Annotated in this window: 17 protein-coding genes; all 17 read left to right on the top strand. The window is 50.8% G+C overall.

The genetic code is table 11. The features are described from left to right. The first annotated feature begins 49 nt into the window (after nt 1-49). On the top strand, nt 50-2182 hold the full coding sequence (locus NK662_RS20540; protein ID WP_254760839.1) for a PAS domain-containing sensor histidine kinase: 2133 nt from the start codon (nt 50-52) through the stop codon (nt 2180-2182). After that, nucleotides 2179-3525 carry a sigma-54-dependent transcriptional regulator gene (locus tag NK662_RS20545; protein WP_254760840.1) on the top strand — a complete coding sequence of 449 codons (1347 nt, stop codon included), beginning with the start codon at nt 2179-2181 and terminating at the stop codon, nt 3523-3525. Before NK662_RS20540 ends, NK662_RS20545 begins: the two co-directional genes overlap by 4 nt. Nucleotides 3526-3536: 11 nt before the next feature. Then, nucleotides 3537-4475, top strand: a complete 939-nt coding sequence (locus NK662_RS20550) for an ABC transporter substrate-binding protein (protein ID WP_254760841.1) — start codon at nt 3537-3539, stop codon at nt 4473-4475. A 175-nt stretch (nt 4476-4650) separates the two neighbouring features. Further along, entirely contained in the window at nt 4651-5784 is a 1134-nt protein-coding gene (locus NK662_RS20555; protein WP_254760842.1) for a mandelate racemase/muconate lactonizing enzyme family protein, read from the top strand. After that, nucleotides 5781-6401, top strand: a complete 621-nt coding sequence (locus NK662_RS20560; protein WP_254760843.1) for an ABC transporter permease — start codon at nt 5781-5783, stop codon at nt 6399-6401. The genes NK662_RS20555 and NK662_RS20560 overlap by 4 nt, the downstream gene beginning before the upstream one ends. 17 nt (nt 6402-6418) lie before the next feature. Next, a complete protein-coding gene (locus tag NK662_RS20565) occupies nt 6419-7048 on the top strand; it encodes an ABC transporter permease (RefSeq protein ID WP_254760844.1) in 630 nt (209 codons plus the stop codon). A 20-nt stretch (nt 7049-7068) separates the two neighbouring features. Next, nucleotides 7069-8007: an ABC transporter substrate-binding protein gene (locus NK662_RS20570; protein ID WP_254760845.1), complete on the top strand. Its 939-nt coding sequence runs from the start codon at nt 7069-7071 to the stop codon at nt 8005-8007. Nucleotides 8008-8026: 19 nt separating this feature from the next. After that, nucleotides 8027-9472: an NAD-dependent succinate-semialdehyde dehydrogenase gene (locus tag NK662_RS20575; RefSeq protein ID WP_279665408.1), complete on the top strand. Its 1446-nt coding sequence runs from the start codon at nt 8027-8029 to the stop codon at nt 9470-9472. 16 nt (nt 9473-9488) lie between these two features. After that, nucleotides 9489-10502, top strand: coding sequence for an ABC transporter ATP-binding protein (locus NK662_RS20580; protein WP_254760846.1), 1014 nt, complete (start codon nt 9489-9491; stop codon nt 10500-10502). After that, complete coding sequence (locus tag NK662_RS20585; RefSeq protein WP_254760847.1) at nt 10492-11757, top strand: lyase family protein; 1266 nt, start codon at nt 10492-10494, stop codon at nt 11755-11757. The genes NK662_RS20580 and NK662_RS20585 overlap by 11 nt, the downstream gene beginning before the upstream one ends. Then, entirely contained in the window at nt 11738-13246 is a 1509-nt protein-coding gene (locus tag NK662_RS20590) for an aldehyde dehydrogenase family protein (RefSeq protein ID WP_254760848.1), read from the top strand. The genes NK662_RS20585 and NK662_RS20590 overlap by 20 nt, the downstream gene beginning before the upstream one ends. Nucleotides 13247-13261: 15 nt before the next feature. Continuing rightward, on the top strand, nt 13262-14389 hold the full coding sequence (locus NK662_RS20595) for a Zn-dependent alcohol dehydrogenase (RefSeq protein ID WP_254760849.1): 1128 nt from the start codon (nt 13262-13264) through the stop codon (nt 14387-14389). Next, nucleotides 14386-15549, top strand: coding sequence for an iron-containing alcohol dehydrogenase (locus NK662_RS20600; RefSeq protein WP_254760850.1), 1164 nt, complete (start codon nt 14386-14388; stop codon nt 15547-15549). The genes NK662_RS20595 and NK662_RS20600 overlap by 4 nt, the downstream gene beginning before the upstream one ends. A gap of 1 nt (nt 15550) precedes the next feature. Continuing rightward, nucleotides 15551-16051, top strand: a complete 501-nt coding sequence (locus NK662_RS20605) for a DUF2179 domain-containing protein (RefSeq protein WP_254760851.1) — start codon at nt 15551-15553, stop codon at nt 16049-16051. A gap of 458 nt (nt 16052-16509) precedes the next feature. Further along, nucleotides 16510-17394 carry a hypothetical protein gene (locus NK662_RS20610; RefSeq protein ID WP_254760852.1) on the top strand — a complete coding sequence of 295 codons (885 nt, stop codon included), beginning with the start codon at nt 16510-16512 and terminating at the stop codon, nt 17392-17394. Between the two features lie 129 nt (nt 17395-17523). Further along, entirely contained in the window at nt 17524-19368 is a 1845-nt protein-coding gene (locus tag NK662_RS20615) for a DUF2075 domain-containing protein (RefSeq protein ID WP_254760853.1), read from the top strand. A 239-nt stretch (nt 19369-19607) separates the two neighbouring features. Then, nucleotides 19608-20537 carry a DpnII family type II restriction endonuclease gene (locus tag NK662_RS23810; RefSeq protein ID WP_254760854.1) on the top strand — a complete coding sequence of 310 codons (930 nt, stop codon included), beginning with the start codon at nt 19608-19610 and terminating at the stop codon, nt 20535-20537. Nucleotides 20538-20549 lie beyond the last annotated feature (12 nt).

Raw genomic sequence — 20549 nt, forward strand, 5'->3', positions numbered from 1 at the left:
ATATTCTGTATAATTGTTATAACTTAAGAGAAAATGGAGTGTGTTGCTTTTGCAAAAGAAGTGGATATGGTTGGACGGCACAATTACGAAGAAGTACATTCTCCTATTCTTTTTTACCCTCATCATCCCCATCGTTGTGTTCTATCAATTAATTGTCAATTATGCCGAGAGTGTAGTGGAAAAGGAAATTTTAACAAATACGACTGCCCAGTCCGCAGCGCTCACAAAGCGGCTGAACCGGGAAGTGCAGGATGCTGTGCTGCAGCTGAGGCTGATCGTGGGATATGCCGAAAGTCCGGATATGAACGGTACAACATTGCAGGAAATGCTGAAGCAAGTTGTATCCGAGAGCGCATTCATTGTCTCCGCTTATACCGTAAGCCCCTCAGGTGTTGTTATGTCACAGGCGCCGTTTTCCGTATCAGGACAGCCGGTTTTCATGCATCCAGATTTAGAAAAGGTAAAGTGGAGCAAGAAATACAGTGTTTCGCCTGTTTACACTAACAGAATGGATCAGCCGGAAGTAAGTATTGCCGTTCCGATTTTGAATAAGGAGAAGGTATTCGTCGGCATGGTTGTTGCGGTGCTGAGTACAGACTATCTTGCTGATGTGCTGAGAAGCAACCGTCTCAGCGAAAAGTATTTTGGTGTCCTGCTGGACCAGAAGGGAACGATTATTTCCTCTACAAATGGAACGGCCTTAGGGGCTTCTTTTTCCGTACCGGAAATTCAGAACCAATTGCTGTACGAGTATGCCGGACATCTGGAAGCGAAGTATCAGGGCGAGCTTTCGCTTATGACTTACCGTTCGCTGCAGGATGGCTGGCGGATGGTATATGGTGTATCAAAGGACATTGCCTTTGCACCCATTACGAATTTATCCAGGGCACTTACTTTCATCTTCAGTTTGCTGATGATACTGGCGCTCATTCTAACAGCGGTCGGATTGAGAAAGATGCTGTATCCTATTTTACATGTCACCTCCTACGCAAAAAATTTTCCTCAGCAAACCTCTTTGTTTCAGCTGCAGTCTTTAGGAAGCTACACAGCCAAGGATGAAATAGGCATTCTTTTGAGAGCGGTTACAAGGATGGGGGAAAGCAATTTAAGGAAGCAGCGGGATATTGAACGGCATAAGCTGTACCTTCATGACGTCATCGAGGGAATTCCCTATGCGTTGATTACTCTCGATACAGAGGGCCGAATTGTTCATGTCAATGAGCGCTTTGAGCAAATGCTTTCTTTGTCCAGGAGCCACTTAATCGGTGCTTATGTAACAGACACTCCTATTTTTGATGTCTCTTTACAGCCGTTGCTGGAGCTGTTGTATTCTCCACAAACCTATCAGGATAAGGAAATGCAGCTGGCTGATACAACGGGAAAGACAAGGATTGTCAAGGTATATACCTCTAAGCTGTATACGGAACGATATGAGAACATCGGGGTACTGGCAGTATTACAGGATGTGACAGAAATGAAGCTTCTGGAAGCCCGGGTGAAGCAAAATGAAAAGCTGGCTCTAGCGGGACAGATTACGGCTGGATTGGCCCATGAAATCAAAAATCCGTTGGCTATTCTATCAAGTGCGGCTCAACTATTGCGGGAGGAGACGGAGGAAAGCACAGGAGACATAAGGGAGCTGGTAGATGATGTTTCCTCTGTCATTGCGCGGATGAATGGCATTGTAAATAACTTTCTCAGCTTTGCACGGGCGAATCCTGCTGTCAGGGAGCCAGTGGTCATTACTCAGGTAGTGAAGGAAGTCCTTCATTTGCTGCGGATTAAGGCAAATGAGCAGGGTGTTAAGCTTGAAAATAACATGTGCCATACACAATTTATGATTATGGGGCGCAAGGATCAGCTGATTCAGGCGCTTCTCAATATTATGTTGAATAGCTTGGATGCTATGCCGCATGGCGGGACGTTGTATGTTGGGCTGCAGGAGCTTGCGAACGGTGAAATTGTCTTAACTGTGCGGGATACAGGAAAGGGAATCTCGAAGGAGGAATATGAATGGCTCTTTGAACCATTCTTCACCACAAAAGCTGCAGGGACGGGGCTTGGTCTGACCATTGCACGCGATATCATCCAGGAGCATCAAGGGGAAATGAGGATTTACAGCCGGGAACAAGAAGGGACTACAGTCATTTGTACATTTTATGTTAAGGAGGCAATGGCATGATGTATCGTGTATTGCTGGTGGATGACGAGGCTATGCTTTGCAAATATATAGAGAAAAAATTGAAAAAGTCCAATCTGGCAGTGGAGATTGCCCATACAGTGCAGCAGGCTTTGGCTATTTTGCAGCGCACCCCGATTGATGCGGCTGTGATTGACTATATGCTTCCGGATGGTACAGGCATGGAGCTGCTAAAAGAGATGCAAGCGCGGCATATGCCAATAAAGGCTATCATGCTGACTGCCTTTGGCAACGTGGAAACAGCGGTGCAGGCTATGAAACTGGGAGCCTTCGATTATATGACAAAGCCCGCTGATTTAGATGTGCTGCGCGATATGGTTGTCAATGCTTGCAGCCATGGCAAAGCTGCAAGAATGAGAGATCCTGAAGCGGAAGAGTCAGGCTTTGTGTTTCAAAGCCCGGCAATGAAGCAGTTACAGGATATGATGCTGCAGATCAAGGATACAGCAGCCAATGTCCTGATTCTGGGCGAAAGCGGTTCAGGGAAAACTGCGTTGGCAAAATGGATCCATGAAACGAGCAATCGGAAAAAGCGGGAGTTTGTTGCGGTAAACTGTGCGGCTATTCCAGAAGCATTGCTGGAAAGCGAGCTGTTTGGACATCAAAAGGGAGCATTTACCGGTGCAACGGACTCGCGTGCAGGCAAGTTTGAAAAAGCAAATGGCGGTACGATTTTTTTGGATGAGATTGGGGAAATGCCAGTAGCGATGCAAGCGAAGCTGCTGCATGTGATTGAAGAAAAGTGCTTTGCCCGTTTGGGGAGCAATCAACTGCAAACAGTTGATGTGCGCATTCTGGCGGCCACGAATAAAAACTTGGCAGAAAGTGTGCGGCAGGGCCTGTTTCGGGAGGACTTGTATTATCGTTTAAATGTAGTGGAAGTGACCATTCCGCCGCTTCGTGAGCGCAGAGAGGACATCCCGTTTTTAGTTGCCAAGCAGCTGCGGACACTTAATGAAAAATATGGGAGAACCATCGGCATGCAGCAGGAAGCGCTGGTATTGCTGATGGAACAGCGCTGGAAGGGCAACGTGCGCGAGCTCTTGAATGTCTTGGAGCGCGTGCACATCTTAAAGCGCGAGGGGCTCATTTCAAGCCATGATGTTCTCGCCCATCTTCCGGCAGCGGGGCATCAGCCCATTCCGTCAGGGTCTTCTGTTTCTCTGGATGGAAAGCTTTCTTACATCTTGGAGGATGTAGAGAAGAAGATGATTGAACGGGCGCTGCTCCAGGCAAACGGCAACCAAACAAAGGCTGCCGAACTGCTTGGGATTTCCAGGCATACACTCATTTATAAAATGAAAAAATTTGCTTCCGCAGAGTGAGGAGAGAGACTGTGCGAAAAGCCATTCCAATGTGCTCGTTGTTTGTTGTTGCTGTGCTGTTGCTGAGCTCCTGCATGCTGCAAACAAAGCAGGCAAGCCGTATAAGCAAGCGTGAGGAGCCTCTTATAACCCTGGGGGCCAAATCTATTACGGAGCAATATATCCTGATGAAGATGACTGCTATTTTGCTCCGGGAGCAAGGGTTTCAAACACGGGAAATTGTCTTTCTGGACAGCCCGGCCATTCGGAGTGCAATGGAGAATGGGAAGGTGGACTTATATTGGGAATACACAGGAACAGCCCATATGTTTTACCATCAAGAGCCGGCATTGTATGATGGCGATGCCATGTTTGCAGCGGTTGCGAAGAAGGATAAAGAGAAGCAAATTGAATGGATTGGAAAAAGCAGCTTTAACAGCACCTGGGTTGTGCTGATGAAGCAAAGCATTGCTGACGCGCAGCACATCCGCACGCTTACCGATCTTTCTTCTTATGCAAAGCAACATTCTATTAAGGTCGCGGCAAATGAGGAATTTTTAAATCGGGCAGATGGCATTCAGCATATTCAAGCGGTATACAATCTGCCGATTCAGCCCGGCAACCTGGTTGTATTCGATTCTGAACTGCTGTATCAGGCGGTGAACGAGCAAACGGCGGACGTGGCAATCGGCATGGCCGGCGACAGCCGGTTAAAGGAGTACGGCCTGCAGGTGCTGGAGGATGACAAACAGGCATTTCCACCCTATCATGCAGCGCCTGTTGTGCGGAAGGAAGTGAAGGAGGCCCACCCACAGTTGGCTTCAGTGATGCAAAACATCATTCCTTATATTACAAACGAAACGATCATTGATTTGACCTACCAGGTTGATATCCTGCATCGGGATGTAATGGATGTGGCGAAGCAATTCCTGGAGAAACACAATTTAATCCGGACCAGGGACGCATCGTAGGGATGCGTCTTTTTTTGCGTGATTTTACTACAGCTGTAGAAAAATTCTACAGTATATGGAGAAAGATTCCTACAGCCCTCCTTCAAAAAGTAAGCGTTTTCTTTTGCTGGGGAATTGGCACGGCACTTGCAAGTATACAAAGCAAGAAAACAATTTTCGAAGGGGGCAAGTAATCGTGCGGATCACATCCATTGAAGTAAAGCATGCAGCCTTACCGCTGAACCCACCGTTCAAGGCATCCTGGGACCCCAACCCGCGAACCAGCTTTGCTGCGACCGTTGTATATGTACATACGGATGAGGGCATTACGGGCATTGGCTCCGGGGACCTCATGACGGGCTTTGCCGGCCATGAGCACCTGTTTATCGGGCAGGATCCGTTTGCGGTGGAGCGCCATGCACAAATCATTGAAAACATTGATTTTCATTACGGCAGATGCTGGCCGCTGGATTTGGCGTTGTGGGATCTCATGGGAAAAGCCACAGGACAGCCTGTGTATAAGCTGCTGGGAGCACGCGAGGACAAGATTCTTGCATACGCCTCTACAGGGGAGCTGGTGTCGCCGGAGGAGCGTGCAGAACGTGCGCTTATGCTGCGCGAGCAAGGCTTTCGGGCTATGAAAATACGCTTCCACCATGAAAATCCACGGGACGATATTCGCGTCGTTGAGGCTGTCCGCAAAGCGGTTGGAGACACGATGGATATTATGGTGGACGCCAATCAAGGCTGGAAAATGCCGTGGGATGTAGCGCGCACATGGGATGTCAAGGCTGCTTATCAGGTGGCGCGTGAACTGGAGAAGCTGGATGTATTTTGGTTGGAAGAGCCTTTGCCCCACGATGATTTCCAAGGCATGGAACAGCTTCGTGCCATGACAGGGATTCGGATTGCCGGCGGGGAAATGAACCGCCGTCTGCACGATTTCCGGGAGCTGTCAGCCAGAGGGGCTTTGGACGTCTATCAGCCGGATGCGGCATTGTCAGGCGGCATTACGAAAGGAAAGAAAATTGCAGACCTTGTACAAGGCAGCGGAGCATGGTTCAGCCCGCACACATGGACAAATGGGGTGGGCCTGTTGGCAAATCTGCATCTCGCTGCAGCTGTCAGTCTTTGTCCATATCTGGAGTTTCCATACGACCCGCCTGCTTGGTCGCTTGAGCGCCGTGACTTCCTGATGAAGCAGCCTGTCCGTGTGGATGCTGATGGATATTTGCGCCTGTCTGAACGTCCGGGGCTTGGGTTTGAACTGGACCAGGAGAAGCTGGCGCATTATACCTTCAGCCAGGAAGCAGCGGGGCAGCAAGCATGAACTACTTGATAGAGAATCCGCAAAAGGTACTGGAGCTGTTTTTGCAGCATGTGAACATGCTGGGCATCACGCTTGCCATCTCCCTGGCGATAGCCTTGCCGGTCGGCATGCTGATCAGTCGTGTCTCTTTTCTATATGTGCCCGTCACAGGGCTGCTGGGTATTCTATATACCATTCCGAGTCTTGCCTTGTATGCATTCTTTATTCCCATCACAGGCCTTGGGCCAAAGACAGCCATTATTGGCCTGGTTGTGTACGCGCAGATGATTCTCGTCCGAAATGTTGTGGCGGCCATTCAGGGAATTGATCCGCTTGTCATAGAGGCTGCCAAGGCAATGGGGATGACGAAATGGCAAATTATCCTGAAAATCGAGGTGCCGCTCGCGATTCCCGTCATTGTTGCAGGCATTCGCATCGCAACGGTATCAACCATCAGCATCGCGACTGTTGCAGCATGGATCAATGCCGGCGGGCTCGGCCGCATCATCTACGATGGGCTTCACCACAATGATTTCGGGAAAATCATGCTGGGCACCTTGCTGATTGGGTTGCTGGCAATTCTGGCGGATGCTTTGTTCCGTTTGATTGAAAGGCGGACGACGCCAAAATCAGCATAAGAAGGGAGGAGAACCGGATGCTCCAGCAAGTGATAGATTACTTGGATATGAACCAGGAAACCTTTGTGCAGTATTTAAATCAGCATTTGCTGCTTTGTCTTGTCACAGTGATTTTGGCCATTCTGCTTTGTGTGCCGCTCGGAGTCTATATTTCTCGCAAAGCAGCCATTGCAGAAGGAATCATCAACGTCATCAATATGTTTCGCGTCATTCCGAGCATTGCCATATTGGCATTGGCGATGCCCGTTCTCGGCGTCGGGTTTTTGCCGGCATTGGTGGCACTCTTCATCTTGGCTTGTCCGCCTATTATTATCAACACGTATACAGCGTTTCGAAAAATTGACCCATCGATTCGTGAAGCTGCCTACGGCATGGGAATGAGCCCCATGCAAAGCATCTTCAGGGTGGAATTCCCATTGGCGATGCCTGTAATTCTGACCGGCATTCGCACAGCCACTGTTGAGATTATTGCGAGCGCCACCTTGGCAGTCCTCATTGGGGGAGGTGGATTAGGCTATTACATTATGAATGGGATTGCCATGCTGAATAACGTATTCCTCTTGCTCGGTGCAATACCTGTTGCGCTGTTGGCAATCATCGGCGAAATCGGCTTTGGCATTATGCAAAAGCGGACATCATCATTTTAATGAAAAAGGGAGAGGTTGAAATGAAAAAGAAAGCATCTGTTTTGGCGACAGCCGTACTGGGAGTTTCCTTATTGCTGGGGGCCTGCAGTTCCAATAGTACATCAGGAACTGCTGAGAAAAAGGATGATAAGGCAAAATCAGCCGTTGTCATTGGCTCCAAGGACTTTACAGAAAATGCGCTGCTTGGGGAAATGTATGCGCAAGTGCTGGAGGCAAATGATATTCCGGTGCAGCGTAAAATCAACCTGGGCGGTACCATGGTTGCATTTGAGGCTATTAAAAATGGGGATATCGATTTGTATCCTGAGTATACGGGAACAGGCTTGCTTGCGATTTTGAAAAAGCCGGTGGAAAAGGACCAGAAAAAGGTTCTGCAAATCAACCAAGAGGGCTTTAAGCAATGGGGCATTGAATGGCTGGAGCCATCTCCGCTGAATAACACCTTTGCGTTCGTCACGACGAAGGAAGTGGCAAGCAAGCATAAGGTGGATACCATCACAGACTTGGCATCCAGCGCGAAGGACTTGGTGCTGGCGTTCCCGCAGGAATTTGACGTGCGTGATGACGGGCTGCCGGGCCTGCAGAAGATGTTTAAGGATAAGGGCGGTTTTAAATTCAGCAAGCAATTCCAGATTGATGCGAGCATCCGCTTTGAGCCGATCCAACAGAAAAAAGCAGATGTGAGCGTCGTGTACGGCACAGATGGGCAAATTGCCGGCTATGACTTGCAGCTCATCAAGGACGATGTCGGCTTCTTCCCTGTTTATAACGTCGCGCCAATTATACGCAGCGAGAAGCTGAAGCAATATCCAAAGGCGAAGGAAGCACTCGACAAGCTGTCTCCTTTGCTGACAGATGACGTCATGTCAAAGCTGAACTGGAAGATTGATGGCCCTGACAAGAAAGACTATGCCACAGTAGCAAAGGAATTCTTGAAGGAGAAGGGTCTCGTAAAATAAGCAGCCAGGAGGAAATGACATGGTACAGGTACAGACAAAGATGTTTATGGATGGAGCTTGGACTGATGCAGCAGGTTTGCGTCAGTCCCCTGTTTTCAATCCGGCCAATGGCGAAGAGATTGCGAGAGTTTCATATGGGGCGTATGAGGATGCGGTGCTGGCTGTTGAAGCGGCAAGCCGTGCTTTTTCTGTATGGTCCAAGGTGAGCGCTGAGGAACGGGCGCATTATCTGCGAAAGGTGTATCAGCTGATCTATGAGGATGCGGACCGGCTTGCAGAAATTATGACGCTTGAACAGGGCAAGCCATTTGCGGAAGCGAAGGGCGAGGTGCTTTGGGGTGCCGATTTTATGCTTTGGTATGCTGAAGAAGCACGCCGTGTGTATGGGGAAATTGTTCCCCCTTATAAGACAACACAAAAGATTCTTGTGCAGCGCCATCCCATTGGCGTAGTAGGGGCGATCACGCCTTGGAATTTTCCCTCTTCCATGATTACACGCAAGCTGGCGCCTGCTCTTGCTGCAGGATGTACGGCAGTGGTAAAGCCTGCGCCTGAAACCCCGTTGTCCGCCATTGCATTATTTGAGATTTTTGAAAAGGCCGGGCTGCCAAAGGGAACAGTCAATCTGGTGCTTGGCGATGCGGCAGGCATCGGGCGGGCCATGCTGGAGCACCCGGCAGTCAGAAAGCTGAGCTTTACCGGCTCCACTGAGGTAGGCAAAAGGCTTTTGGAGCAATCAGCGCAGCAGGTCAAGAAGATGTCGCTGGAGTTGGGCGGGCATGCGCCTTATATCGTATTTGAGGATGCTGATATGGAAGCGGCAGTTGACGGGCTGGTCATGAACAAATTTCAAAACAATGGGCAAACCTGCATCTGCGCAAACCGCATCTTCGTACAGGACACCATTGCGGAAGCTTTCATAGAGCGGTTCACTCAGAAGATGGCTGAGATCAGAATTGGTTCTGGGTTCACAGAAGGTGTGCATGCAGGGCCGCTGATTCATGAAAAAGCACTTCTGAAGGTGCAAGAGCATGTAGAGGATGCTGTATCGAAGGGAGCGCGGCTTGTTGCCGGGGGAGCGCGGCTGCAAGGAGGAGAATACGAATCCGGCTTTTACTTTGCCCCGACGGTTTTGTGCCATGTCACGCCGGATATGAAGATATTCCAGGAGGAAACGTTTGGTCCTGTGGCACCCATCATGACCTTCCGCACAGAGGAGGAAGCAGTGGAGCTTGCCAACAACACCCCTTACGGCCTGGCTGCTTATTTCTATACAAAGGATATGGGCAGAACGATGCGGGTGGCGGATGCATTGGCATACGGCATGATTGGAATTAATGAAGCAGTTCTTGGCTATGTCCAGGCACCGTTTGGCGGGATTAAGCAGAGCGGCTTTGGCCGGGAAGGCGGCAGGCAAGGGATTGATGATTATCTGGAATATAAGTATTTGAATCTAAATTTCTAGGAGAGGGGGAAGGCCCATGAGCATCACATTTACAGGTGTGACAAAGTCTTATCCGGGATCGGAGATAAAAGCTGTAGATCATGTAGACCTTTCCATTGAGGATGGGGAATTTATTGTCATTCTCGGTCCATCCGGCTGCGGGAAGACGACGCTGTTGAAAATGGTGAACCGTCTGTTTGAGCCGACAGCAGGAACGATTGCAATTGACGGGACAGACATCACTTCTTTAAAGGTGGAAACGCTGCGAAGACGCATCGGGTATGTCATTCAGCAAAATGGATTATTCCCGCATATGTCCATTGAGGAGAATATCGCAGTCGTTCCTAAATTGCTCGGCTGGGATAAGGAGCGTATCCGTGCCCGTGTAGAGGAACTCTTGGATCTTGTCCATTTGGATCAGCAGGTGTTTCGGAAGCGGTATCCCCGCCAGCTTTCCGGCGGCCAGCAGCAGCGTGTCGGCATTGCGAGGGCCATGGCGGCCGATCCGGCCATTCTGCTGATGGATGAGCCGTTTGGCGCAATTGATGCGATTACAAGAATTAGCCTGCAGGATGAGCTGCTGCGTATCCATAAGCAGCTGCACAAAACGATTATGTTTGTCACACATGATGTGGAAGAGGCTTTTAAGCTGGCAGACCGCATTATTATTATGCAGAGCGGCAAGGTTGTCCAATTCGCTTCACCAGGGCAGATTATGGCACAGCCTGCCAATGATTTTGTCAAGCAGCTGGTGGGAGTGGACGATATGCAGCGCCGCATCAACGTCTTGAAAATGCGCGACCTGCTGCCGGTGCAAGAAGGAAGCGGGGGTCCGTTGCACATGGGTCCGGATACAGTATCTGTTCTGCATGCGGCAAAGGATGTGCTGGCCCGGTTTATTGAAACAAAAGCGGAATCTCTTAAAGTGCTGGACAGCAAGCAGCGTCTGATTACTACCATGACTCTAATGGAGTTTATGAGAAAGCTGGGGAGCATGGGGGCGGCTCACGCAGATGATGAGGCGCCAAAGAGAACAAATCATGTTATCTAGCACACTGTATGGGGAACAGACAAAGCGTACAGTGAACAATATGAGCTATACAGGAAGGACTCTTTCGCAATACCCGCTGTATATCCAGGCTCTGGCAGAAGTGAAGCAGGCAGCTGCCATGGCAAACTGTGAGGCAGGAGCGATTTCACAGGAGATTTGCTCCGCTATCGTCGCTGCTTGCCGCTCCATCATGGCCGGACAGCATCACGACCAATTTCCCGTTGATGTATATCACGGCGGTGGAAGCATCGGCACCAATATGAACATGAATGAGGTGTTGGCAGCACTCACTGCCGTTCCTGCCGCCCAAATTAACTTGTCCCAGTCCACAGCGGACGTGTGCTTTACAGCCTTGCGAATTGCATTAATTCGCCGGGCACAGCCATTGCTTGCCGTGCTGCGGCGATGCATAGAGGCGCTTAGGCAAAAAGGTGAGGAATTCACAGGAATGGAGACGATTTCCCGCACATGCCTGCAAGATGCCATGCGTACTTCGCACGGTGTCCTTTTTCAAGCATGTGCTGCGAATCTGGAAAAGCACGTGGTTCAACTGGAGGAACGGATACAAGACTTGCATCAAGTGAATCTGGGGGGCACTGTCATCGGGTCTGGAACAGGCGCGAGCCAGGCCTACCGGGACCATATTCTTTCCTGCCTGCAGAAGGTGACGGATATGCCGCTCCGCCATCGTTCCAATCTATACGAGGCGGCACAGTATCCGGACGATTTGGCGGCTTGCTCGGGTGCACTCCGCATGATGAGCGCGAACCTGCTGAAGTTTGCGAAGGACTTGCGTCTGCTGTCCTCTGGACCGGAGGCAGGCTTTGCCGAGCTGAAGCTTCCGGCTGTGCAGGCGGGCTCTTCCTTTTTTCCAGGCAAGGTGAACCCTGTCATTCCGGAGATGCTCGTGCAATGCAGCTTGCTGGTAAGCGGCCGCGATCATACCATTCAGGCGGCACTGGAGCATGGGGAGCTGCAGCTCAACATCTGGGACGGCATGATGGGGATGCTTCTCTATGAAAATATGGAAATGCTTACACATGCACTGCAAAATTTCTATGACTATTGCCTCGTCGGCATTGAAGTGAATCAGGAAAGAAGCTCGTTATACGCTGCCAGTTCTATCCCATTGGTGGTGGAGCTGACAGAGCAATATGGATATGAACAAGTATCCGGCTGGCTGCAGACAGAGTCTGTCCAGCAGGTGCAGAGAAAGCTGAAGGAGGAGAGGAAGCATGACGAACGCAACACATGAAATGGCCGGTCCGAAGCTCGCATGGGCAAAGGAATGGCTGCAGACAACAAAGCGGCTGTACATAGGGGGCGAATGGTGTGAGGGGGCGGGACAGCTCATTCAGTCTACAAATCCTGCCAATGGGAATGTGCTCGGATCATTCACCGGTGCCGAAAAGGAAGATGTAGACCGGGCTGTCGCTGCAGCCAGACAGGCATTTGAGGCCGGTGCTTGGGCGGACATGAGCAGAAAAGAACGCGGGCGCGCGCTCATGCGGATTGCCGCTGCCATACGTGAGTACCATGCAGAGCTGGCCACACTGGAAGCTTTGGACAATGGCAAGCTCTACAAGGAAGCCTATATAGATGATGTAACGGAAGCAGCCGACTTATTCGAGTATTACGCGGGTTGGGTGGATAAGTATTACAGCGAAGTCAATCCGGTGGAAGGAAACTTCCTCAGCTTTACAACAAGAGATCCGATCGGTGTATGCGGCCAGATTGTACCGTGGAATTTCCCTATTGTGATGGGTGTATGGAAGCTGGCGCCGGCGCTGGCCATGGGCAACACAGTTGTGTTCAAGCCTTCCAGTGTGACCTCCTATTCCGCTATCCGTCTGTTTGAAATCATTGATGAGGCTGCTATTCTTCCGCCGGGCGTCATCAACTTAATTCTGGGCGAGGGACGAATTGGCTCATATATTACCCAGCACATGGATGTCAATAAGGTTTCCTTTACCGGCAGCACCCAGGTCGGCCGCAAGCTTGTGCACGATTCAGCAGATTCCAACCTGAAGCCTGTGACCTTGGAGCTGGGCGGGAAATCCCCGAATATCCTGTTTGCCGACGCCCCCAACCTGGAGGCAGCTATTGAGCGCTCATTTTACGGACTATTTACCCATAAAGGCGAGAAATGCTCCGCGCCAACCCGCTTATTTGTCGAGCAAAGCATCTATGAGCAGGTGGTGGAGCGGTTAGCCGACAAGGCAAACGGCTATCGGCTGGGCGACCCGTTTGATCCAAACAGTGATCAGGGGCCTCAGGTTTCCAAGGCGCATATGGAGAGCATTCTGCGTTATATCGAAATTGGGGTAAAGGAAGGGGCCCGGCTTGCTGCGGGAGGCATGCGGGATGTATCGGGAGAAAATGCCAATGGCTATTATGTACGTCCTACCATCTTTGCGGATGTAAGCAATGACATGACCATTGCACAGGAGGAAATTTTTGGGCCGGTTCTTGTTGTGATTCCTTTCGCCGGGGAAGAAGAGGTCATCCGGATGGCCAACGATACGATTTACGGTCTTGCTGCCGGCCTTTGGACCAATGATGTCAGCAGGGCACACCGCGTCGCCAAAAGGCTGGATGCGGGGCAGGTATTTGTGAACCGGTATGGCTGCTATGACTTTGCGAGCCCCTTCGGAGGCGTGAAGCAAAGCGGCTGGGGAAAAGAGTATGCCGTGCATTCCCTGCAGTCCTATACAAAAACAAGAGCGATTTGGATCAGCTATTAAGAGGGGGAAGCAAACATGAATATGACCGCAGCAGTCATGACGGAAGCGGGGAAGCCGCTGGAAATCCGCACGGTGCAGCTGGCGTCGCCGAAGTCAAAGGAAGTATTGGTGAAGGTGGCGGCCACAGCCGTTTGCCATAGCGATTACAATGCACTGCAGGATGAAACAACGCCTGCTCCGAGTGTTCTTGGGCACGAAGGCGCCGGCATTGTGGTGGAGGTGGGTGCGGAGGTGCAGACAGTAAAGCCCGGCGACCGGGTTGTGCTGAGCTGGGTTCCTTTTTGCGGCACCTGTGAATTTTGCCAAACGGGGCAGGTGAATTTGTGCGAGTCTGCATTTGGCCCAATGTTTGAAGGGACGCTCTTAGATGGTACAACACGTTTGTCACAGGACGGAGAGAACATGTATCATTACTCCCTGCTGTCCACCTTTGCCGAGTATACAGTTGTGCCGGAGATGAGCTGTATTAAAATACCGGATGACATGCCCCTTACACAGGCTGCTTTGATCGGCTGCGGCGTTGCAACCGGCTATGGCGCAGCTGTTCGCGCTGCAGAGGTCAAGCCGGGCTCCACCGTTGCAGTATTCGGCATCGGCGGCGTAGGCATTAATGCGGTACAGGGCGCGCGCATTGCAGGCGCATCCCGGATCATTGCGGTCGATGTAAAGGAAAAGAACCTGGAGCTGGCCAAAGCATATGGCGCCACCCATACGGTAAACGCAGCGGAAGAGGATGTTGTGGAAGCGATCCGGCAGCTGTCCGGCGGCTATGGCGCGCATTACGCCATAGATTGCTCGGGAAATACCATTTCCGCAGAGGGTGCGTGGAAGGCAACGAGAAAGGGAGGAACTGTCGTCTTTGTCGGCGCCTTTCATCCGGAAAAGCAGCTGAACCTGCCGGCTGGGGGCTTTCACCGGGTTGGAAAGGTGCTGAAGGGCAGCTTTTACGGAGATATCCACCCGTTTCGGGATTTCCCGATCCTGGCGCAGCTCTACCTGGATGGCAAGCTGAATTTGGATGATTTGGTCATCGAGAAGATCCAGCTTGCGGACATTAACCGTGCGTTTGACAGCTTTCACGACCGCAATGCCGTCAATGTCGGCCGAGTGGTGGTAGAATTTACGGGAGGAGAAGGAGCATGAGACCGTTCCAATTCTCTTCCCGCACAGAGGTTGCCTATGGCATTCAGCGTGTTTCTTCCATTGGAGAAGACATTGCCAGACTTGGCGGCGGAAGCAAGGTTGTGCTTGTCACAGATCCCGGACTTGTGGCACTGGGGGTTGCGGAGCAGGTGTCCGAGCATATCCGCCAGGCAGGAATCGAAGTCCTTCTCTTCTCCAACGTCGCCAGTGATCCAAGTGCTGCATCCATTGATGAAGCAGCCGCCATCATTCGCGAGAGCAATGTAACGTGCGTCATCGGTCTTGGCGGCGGCTCTGCCATGGACGTTGCCAAGATGGCGGCGCTCACTGCGGGAGATCAGCAGCCGGCAGAGCATTATGCCCTGATGGCAAATCCGTTTCAGCCAAAAAAGATTGCTTCCATTATGATCCCGACAACGTCCGGAACAGGGGCCGAGGTAACAAGCACGGTTGTGTTCTCCACGAAGGAAAAGCGCAAAGTGTGGGGCTGGGATGCAAGCATGGCTCCAGAGCTGGCCGTGCTGGATCCGTCTCTGACAGTCGCACTCCCGCCGCATCTTACAGCCGCCACGGGCTTGGATGCACTGGTGCACGCCATGGAAGCGATGACGGGAAAGCGGCAGAATGCCATGATTGAAGCGCTGAGCTTGCAAGCGATCCAGCTTATTTCAGCAAACCTGCCGCGTGTGCTGCTGCAGCCTGATGACCTGGATGCGCGCGGTGCCTTGAGCATCGGCGCGATGCTGGCAGGCATGGCGATTGAGCAGGGCGGTACGGGGATTGCACATTGCATAGGCCATGCATTAGGGACGCTGGGACGGATTCATCACGGCAGAGCCGTTGCAATTGCACTGTACACCGCCTATGAGTGGAATGTGGCCGGCGATGTGGCCGCACATGCGAAAATCGCGCGTGCTCTTGGTGCACAGGGGGAATCGGCAGAGGAGCTGGCATATGCGGGAGGGCAGCGCTTCCGGCAGCTGGTAGAGGAATCCGGCATTAAGCTTTCCCTGCAGGAAGACGGACTGTCCAAGCTGGACGAAGACCGATTTGTGGAAACGATGCAGGCGGAAGAAAATGCACCGATGCGCCGCAATAACTGCCGGGAGACGACCGAAGAAGATTTACGCCGTTTTGCCAGAGCCATCCTGGCGTATTAAGATGACGACGCTTCTCCTCATCTTTTGTATCCAAGTCGTGTATGTAGCCATGCTGACGCTCCGCTTGATTCTCATTGTCAAAGGAGTGCGGTACCTGGCGGCATGTATGGGAGCGGTGGAGATTGGCATCTATGTCATCGGCTTTAAGCTCGTGCTGGATCACCTCGATACGCCTGTTCATTTTATCATCTACTGCATTGGCTACGGAGCGGGCATCCTGGCAGGGCTGAAGCTCGAGGAAAAGCTGGCCTTAGGCTATGTAACCATTCAGATTAATACAGCAGTAACGACCGGAGCACTTCACGAAGGCTTGCGGGAAAACGGCTATGGCGTCACCAGCTGGCCGGCAGAGGGGCGGGAAGGACTGCGCACCATTGTAACGGTTGTGGTGAAACGAAAGTATGAGCAGCGTGTATATGAACTTGTGCGCAGCATTGACCCGGAATCTGTCATTGTTTCCTATGAGCCCAAATTTTTGCTGGGCGGTTTTTTTGTAAAGTGAGAGAAATGCCAAGAGGAATGATATACAGCTGAAGCACAGCCGCTGATCCTTTTATGGGACAGCGGCTTGTTTATTAGCAGATAGTCCTATGGAACCTGGTGCTGCAAATGGCAAGGGTGCCGCGCAATGCAGGTCGAAAGGAGAATACCATGTCCTCTTGGAATATAAGAGCCTCCAACGAAAAAACAAGTAGCTCCCACCTTTTCAGCCGGCTATAGGGCTGGGGGAAGAACCGGAAGGACAGTGAGTGGGTGCTTCATTTGAAATAATTTACCTTTTATTACCTGTTTTGTTTGTAAATAGTTTGCCGAGAAAACATTATGAAAATATGGAAAATGTTATATAATTCTCTTTGTTGCCAATATATACTTCGGTGGGAGTAATGGTGAAATTGGAAGCTGCCATTTCACTTGAAGAGCCCGAGACGAAGAAAAAACAAGGGGGGAAACAATAGGACTATGACAAAACCGGGATTCCTACGCATCTCACTATTATTGCTCAATCTTGTTCTGTATTTTGGATTTCATATGGAGGGATCAGCATGGTTCTTTTGGCTGACCATTCCTTATTTTATTTTGGGAAACTGGTTCCTGTTGGCCATTGCGATGTACATGTACTGGAAGGATATGCAGTATGCGGGCTGGATTGGAGGCGCAGCTGTCCTGCTCATCCTTTATGACATCGGCAAGAAGGGGCAGAAGCAGCCTGCCCCAAGCAAGCCAAAAGCAGGGCGCAAAAAGTCTGCCCCTGCGCGCGGCCAAACCTTCGAACGCGTTGTCTCGGATGCAAAGGACTCCTATCGGCAGGCAGCCGCGGCTGAATGGGAGCGCGAACAGCAGGAGACGCGCTGGGCGCAGGAGCGTGAGGAAGAGCGCCGCGAAGAACAGCAAAGGGAACGAACACGCGCTGCCAAAGAGGAGGAATATTGGGAGCGCAAGAAGGCGGAGGATGATGCCTATTTCTACCGCAGACACGGCGGGCCGCAGTGGAAAATTGATGAGGCGGACGATGCTCTTGACCGCAATCAAGCGGACCGCGACTACGAGGATGAAAAATGGGGCCATGTCTGCAGCGGCTGCGGGGAGCCTGAGCGCTACTGCAAATGCTGCCGGGACTGCGACTCTTACCCATGCCGCTGCTGCCGTGAGTGTGGATATGCGGATTGCCGCTGCTGCAGCAGTTGCAACTCGTACCCATGTGAATGCTGCCGCGAGTGCGGATACGCAAGCTGCCGCTGCTGCAATGACTGTAATTCGTATCCGTGCCGTTGCTGCCGCGAATGTGGATACGCGGATTGCCGCTGCTGCTGGAGATGCAAGAATTATCCTTGTACGTGTGACTGAGTGTAATAGGTTAAGAGGAGTCTGGGCTGCCAGGCTCCTTTTTTGGTGAGTTGGGAATCCATGCCTCGTTCTGGCCTTCCATAATATGTTATAATTTCTTGTAACAAAGCTGCAACAGGGGAGTGGGAAATGATTATCTACAACGAAACAGCCGCAAAATTTCTGGATCACATATATGAAAATAAGATTGGTTATGTCCTTCAGCAAAACGTACATCAAAAGATGAACAAAGCCGTATCCCCAAGCGAGCTGCGCTCCTGGGAAAACTCCCTGCCGCAGATGGCAAGGGTGCTGCGCGATGCCGACCTGAAGGAGGATACGCATGTCCTGCTGGAATATAAGCTCCCATCCACCGAAAAGCGGATTGACTTCCTCATTGCCGGACAGGACGAGCAGGGCACGAAGAACGCTGTCATTATCGAGCTGAAGCAATGGCAAAAAGCAAAAGCTGCCGAGGGCGACGGGATTGTTAAAACCTTTCTGGGCGGCCGGGAGCGCGAGACCGTGCATCCCTCCTATCAGGCGGATACCTACAAGCGCTACCTGCAGAACTTTAATGAATCCCTATATAGCGACTCCACCATCCGGCTGCATTCCTGCGCCTTTCTCCATAACTACATCATGGCCCGAAACGGCGAGCCGCTTCTGGACACGCGCTATGGCAGCTACCTGCAGCAGGCACCCATCTATTTTCAATTTGACGACCGCAAATTGGCAGGCGACATCCGCAAGCTCGTAGCAAAGGGGCAGGGTGCCGAAATTGCGGAAGCCATTGAGCACGGTAAAATCCGCCCGTCCAAGAAGCTCGTGGAAACCGTCAGCTCGCTCATCGCCGGCAACGAAGAATTCATCCTGCTGGACGAGCAGAAGGTTGCCTATGAGAAGGTCGTGACCAAGTATGACCAGCTGAAGCTGCAAAGGGACGGGAAGCACGTCATCCTGATCAAAGGCGGCCCGGGCACCGGCAAGTCGGTCATTGGGCTGAACCTCATGAGCTACATGCTGCGGGGTGATGCATATGTACAGTACATCACCCCAAACCAGGCTTTCCGGGAAATTTTACGCAAAAAGCTCGTCGGCCGCTCGCAATCTGTTGAGGTGCGTGACCTGTTCCGTGGCTCGGCTGCCTATGTGGACGTGCCGGAAAACTATTTCGATGTGCTCATCTGCGACGAGGCGCACCGCCTGAAGGAGCACGGCCACATGAAGAAGAAAATTGAGGGTGAAAACCAGGCCACCCAAATCATGCGCTCCTCCCGCATCAGTGTCTTCTTCATCGACGACCAGCAGCAGGTCTCCAAAAAGGACATCGGCTCCGTGGCCCTGCTGGAGGCGGAAGCAGCCAAGCTGGGTGCAGAAGTCCATACCGTAGAACTGGAATCGCAGTACCGCTGCTCCGGCTCGGGCAACTACATTGCCTGGCTCGACAGCCTGCTTGGATACAGCGAAGAGGACATCCAGCTCGAAGGCGACTTCGACTTCCGCGTTGTCTCCACCCCGCAACAACTTGTCGAGGAAATTGTCGACAAACGCGGCGGCCGCCTGCTCGCCGGCTACGCCTGGGATTGGACAAAAAACCCAAAGGACGGCAAACTGGCCGATGACGTGGTCATCGAAGAGCACGGCTTTGCCCTGCCGTGGAACGACCCGAACCGCATCGATTGGGCCATCCACCCGGAGTGCGCGAGGCAGATTGGCTGCATCCACACCGTGCAGGGGCTTGAGATGGACTATGTCGGAGTCATTATCGGACGTGATTTGGGATATGATCCGCACACAGGTTCACTTGTGGTACGGCGGGAGGAGTTTCGCGACAAGGGCGCGAAGCCGGCTAAGCCGAAGAAGGGGCAGCCGGACCCGCTGGTTGATTTGGTGCGCAATACGTATAAGACGCTGATGACACGGGGGATTAAGGGGTGTTATGTGTATTGCTGTGATGGAGAGCTGGCAGCATATATCCATTCAAAGGTTTAAAAGATGAATGCAAAAGTTCACTCTTATGTGAGCCGATATGAATTTATTAAAGGGAGTGTATAGTAATGAGAATAATAAAAAGGTGCAGAAATAAAACTTAAGAAATCATAATGTTGCAAATATTAGAATAATAAATAATAAGGGGATGAAAAAAGTTCACAAATAAGCGTAAGTTTTTGATTGCCGGACGATAGGTGGTATGGTACGATATTTTCATAGTAATTGAAGGAGTGATTAGAGTGCCTGAAGTAATTGCTCATAAAATAGAGTTTAATGAACTGTTCAATTCAACAACGATGTTCTATGTGGATGAGGAATATGAGCAATCCATTGAACGGGAAGTACAAAACAAAGTTGATGTGTTGTACAATGAATTGCAGTCCATAGACACAAAAGAAGGCTTGAGAAAGTATATCGTAGAGCACAAGGATTCCTTGGATAATCTAACGAGCCTCATGGAGATTTCTACAGAAAGATTCAAGCGTATGGTTTCTATGATAAGAAAGGAACGTGGATTTGTCTTTTCTACTGAATGGGGACTCGGTAAGATTCGTACCGCAATGATGGAAAGTCCGGCAATGATGGAGAGTATACTAAACCTCATTTGGGCTGGCCGTGATGATGAAAAACTTAAGACCAAGATACCATATTTCTATTTGGATAACATGGCAATAGATAAGACAACGCTTAAAAAGCTGACAGATAAAAACTCTATCCGACTTTTTGTTAAAAGAGGGTTAGAGGGAAAGTACAGTAATAATATTGGTGATCTTATTTTAAAACAGATTGAAGAGAATATAAGAGTTGTTTGTGCGAAGCATGGGCTTGGGTATCAGAAGGATGTTAGAATTCCAATACTTGACAGAGCAGCTAGCTTTGTATTAGAAAGTCCACAGGACCCAAAGATTATTATTGATGTTTCCTATAATGTGACAACATCAAGTAGTCAGGGAAGCAAGAAGGAAGCAGTACGTAAAACTGTAGAAGTGCTCAATGATCAGTATAAGTTAGGAAACAAGATTATTTACGTAAACTTCCTAGATGGTGCTGGATGGATTGGAAGACAGGCAGATATGAGAGAGATTCATAGATGTTCTGACTATGTTTTAAATTTTAATAATTTAAACCTGTTAGAAGACATTGTTGACAGCTATGTCACTAGATTTTAAGAATTAGGGGGT

It is taken from the genome of Ectobacillus ponti (genome assembly GCF_024294785.1).
Taxonomy (GTDB): domain Bacteria; phylum Bacillota; class Bacilli; order Bacillales; family Bacillaceae_G; genus Ectobacillus; species Ectobacillus ponti.

Coding starts and splice junctions, on each gene's coding strand:
- NK662_RS20570 (WP_254760845.1), top strand. CDS start 7,069: ATGAAAAAGAAAGCATCTGTTTTGGCGACAGCCGTACTGGGAGTTTCC.
- NK662_RS20610 (WP_254760852.1), top strand. CDS start 16,510: ATGACAAAACCGGGATTCCTACGCATCTCACTATTATTGCTCAATCTT.
- NK662_RS20565 (WP_254760844.1), top strand. CDS start 6,419: ATGCTCCAGCAAGTGATAGATTACTTGGATATGAACCAGGAAACCTTT.
- NK662_RS20600 (WP_254760850.1), top strand. CDS start 14,386: ATGAGACCGTTCCAATTCTCTTCCCGCACAGAGGTTGCCTATGGCATT.
- NK662_RS20615 (WP_254760853.1), top strand. CDS start 17,524: ATGATTATCTACAACGAAACAGCCGCAAAATTTCTGGATCACATATAT.
- NK662_RS20545 (WP_254760840.1), top strand. CDS start 2,179: ATGATGTATCGTGTATTGCTGGTGGATGACGAGGCTATGCTTTGCAAA.
- NK662_RS20560 (WP_254760843.1), top strand. CDS start 5,781: ATGAACTACTTGATAGAGAATCCGCAAAAGGTACTGGAGCTGTTTTTG.
- NK662_RS20605 (WP_254760851.1), top strand. CDS start 15,551: ATGACGACGCTTCTCCTCATCTTTTGTATCCAAGTCGTGTATGTAGCC.
- NK662_RS20580 (WP_254760846.1), top strand. CDS start 9,489: ATGAGCATCACATTTACAGGTGTGACAAAGTCTTATCCGGGATCGGAG.
- NK662_RS20585 (WP_254760847.1), top strand. CDS start 10,492: ATGTTATCTAGCACACTGTATGGGGAACAGACAAAGCGTACAGTGAAC.
- NK662_RS20595 (WP_254760849.1), top strand. CDS start 13,262: ATGAATATGACCGCAGCAGTCATGACGGAAGCGGGGAAGCCGCTGGAA.
- NK662_RS20590 (WP_254760848.1), top strand. CDS start 11,738: ATGACGAACGCAACACATGAAATGGCCGGTCCGAAGCTCGCATGGGCA.
- NK662_RS20575 (WP_279665408.1), top strand. CDS start 8,027: ATGGTACAGGTACAGACAAAGATGTTTATGGATGGAGCTTGGACTGAT.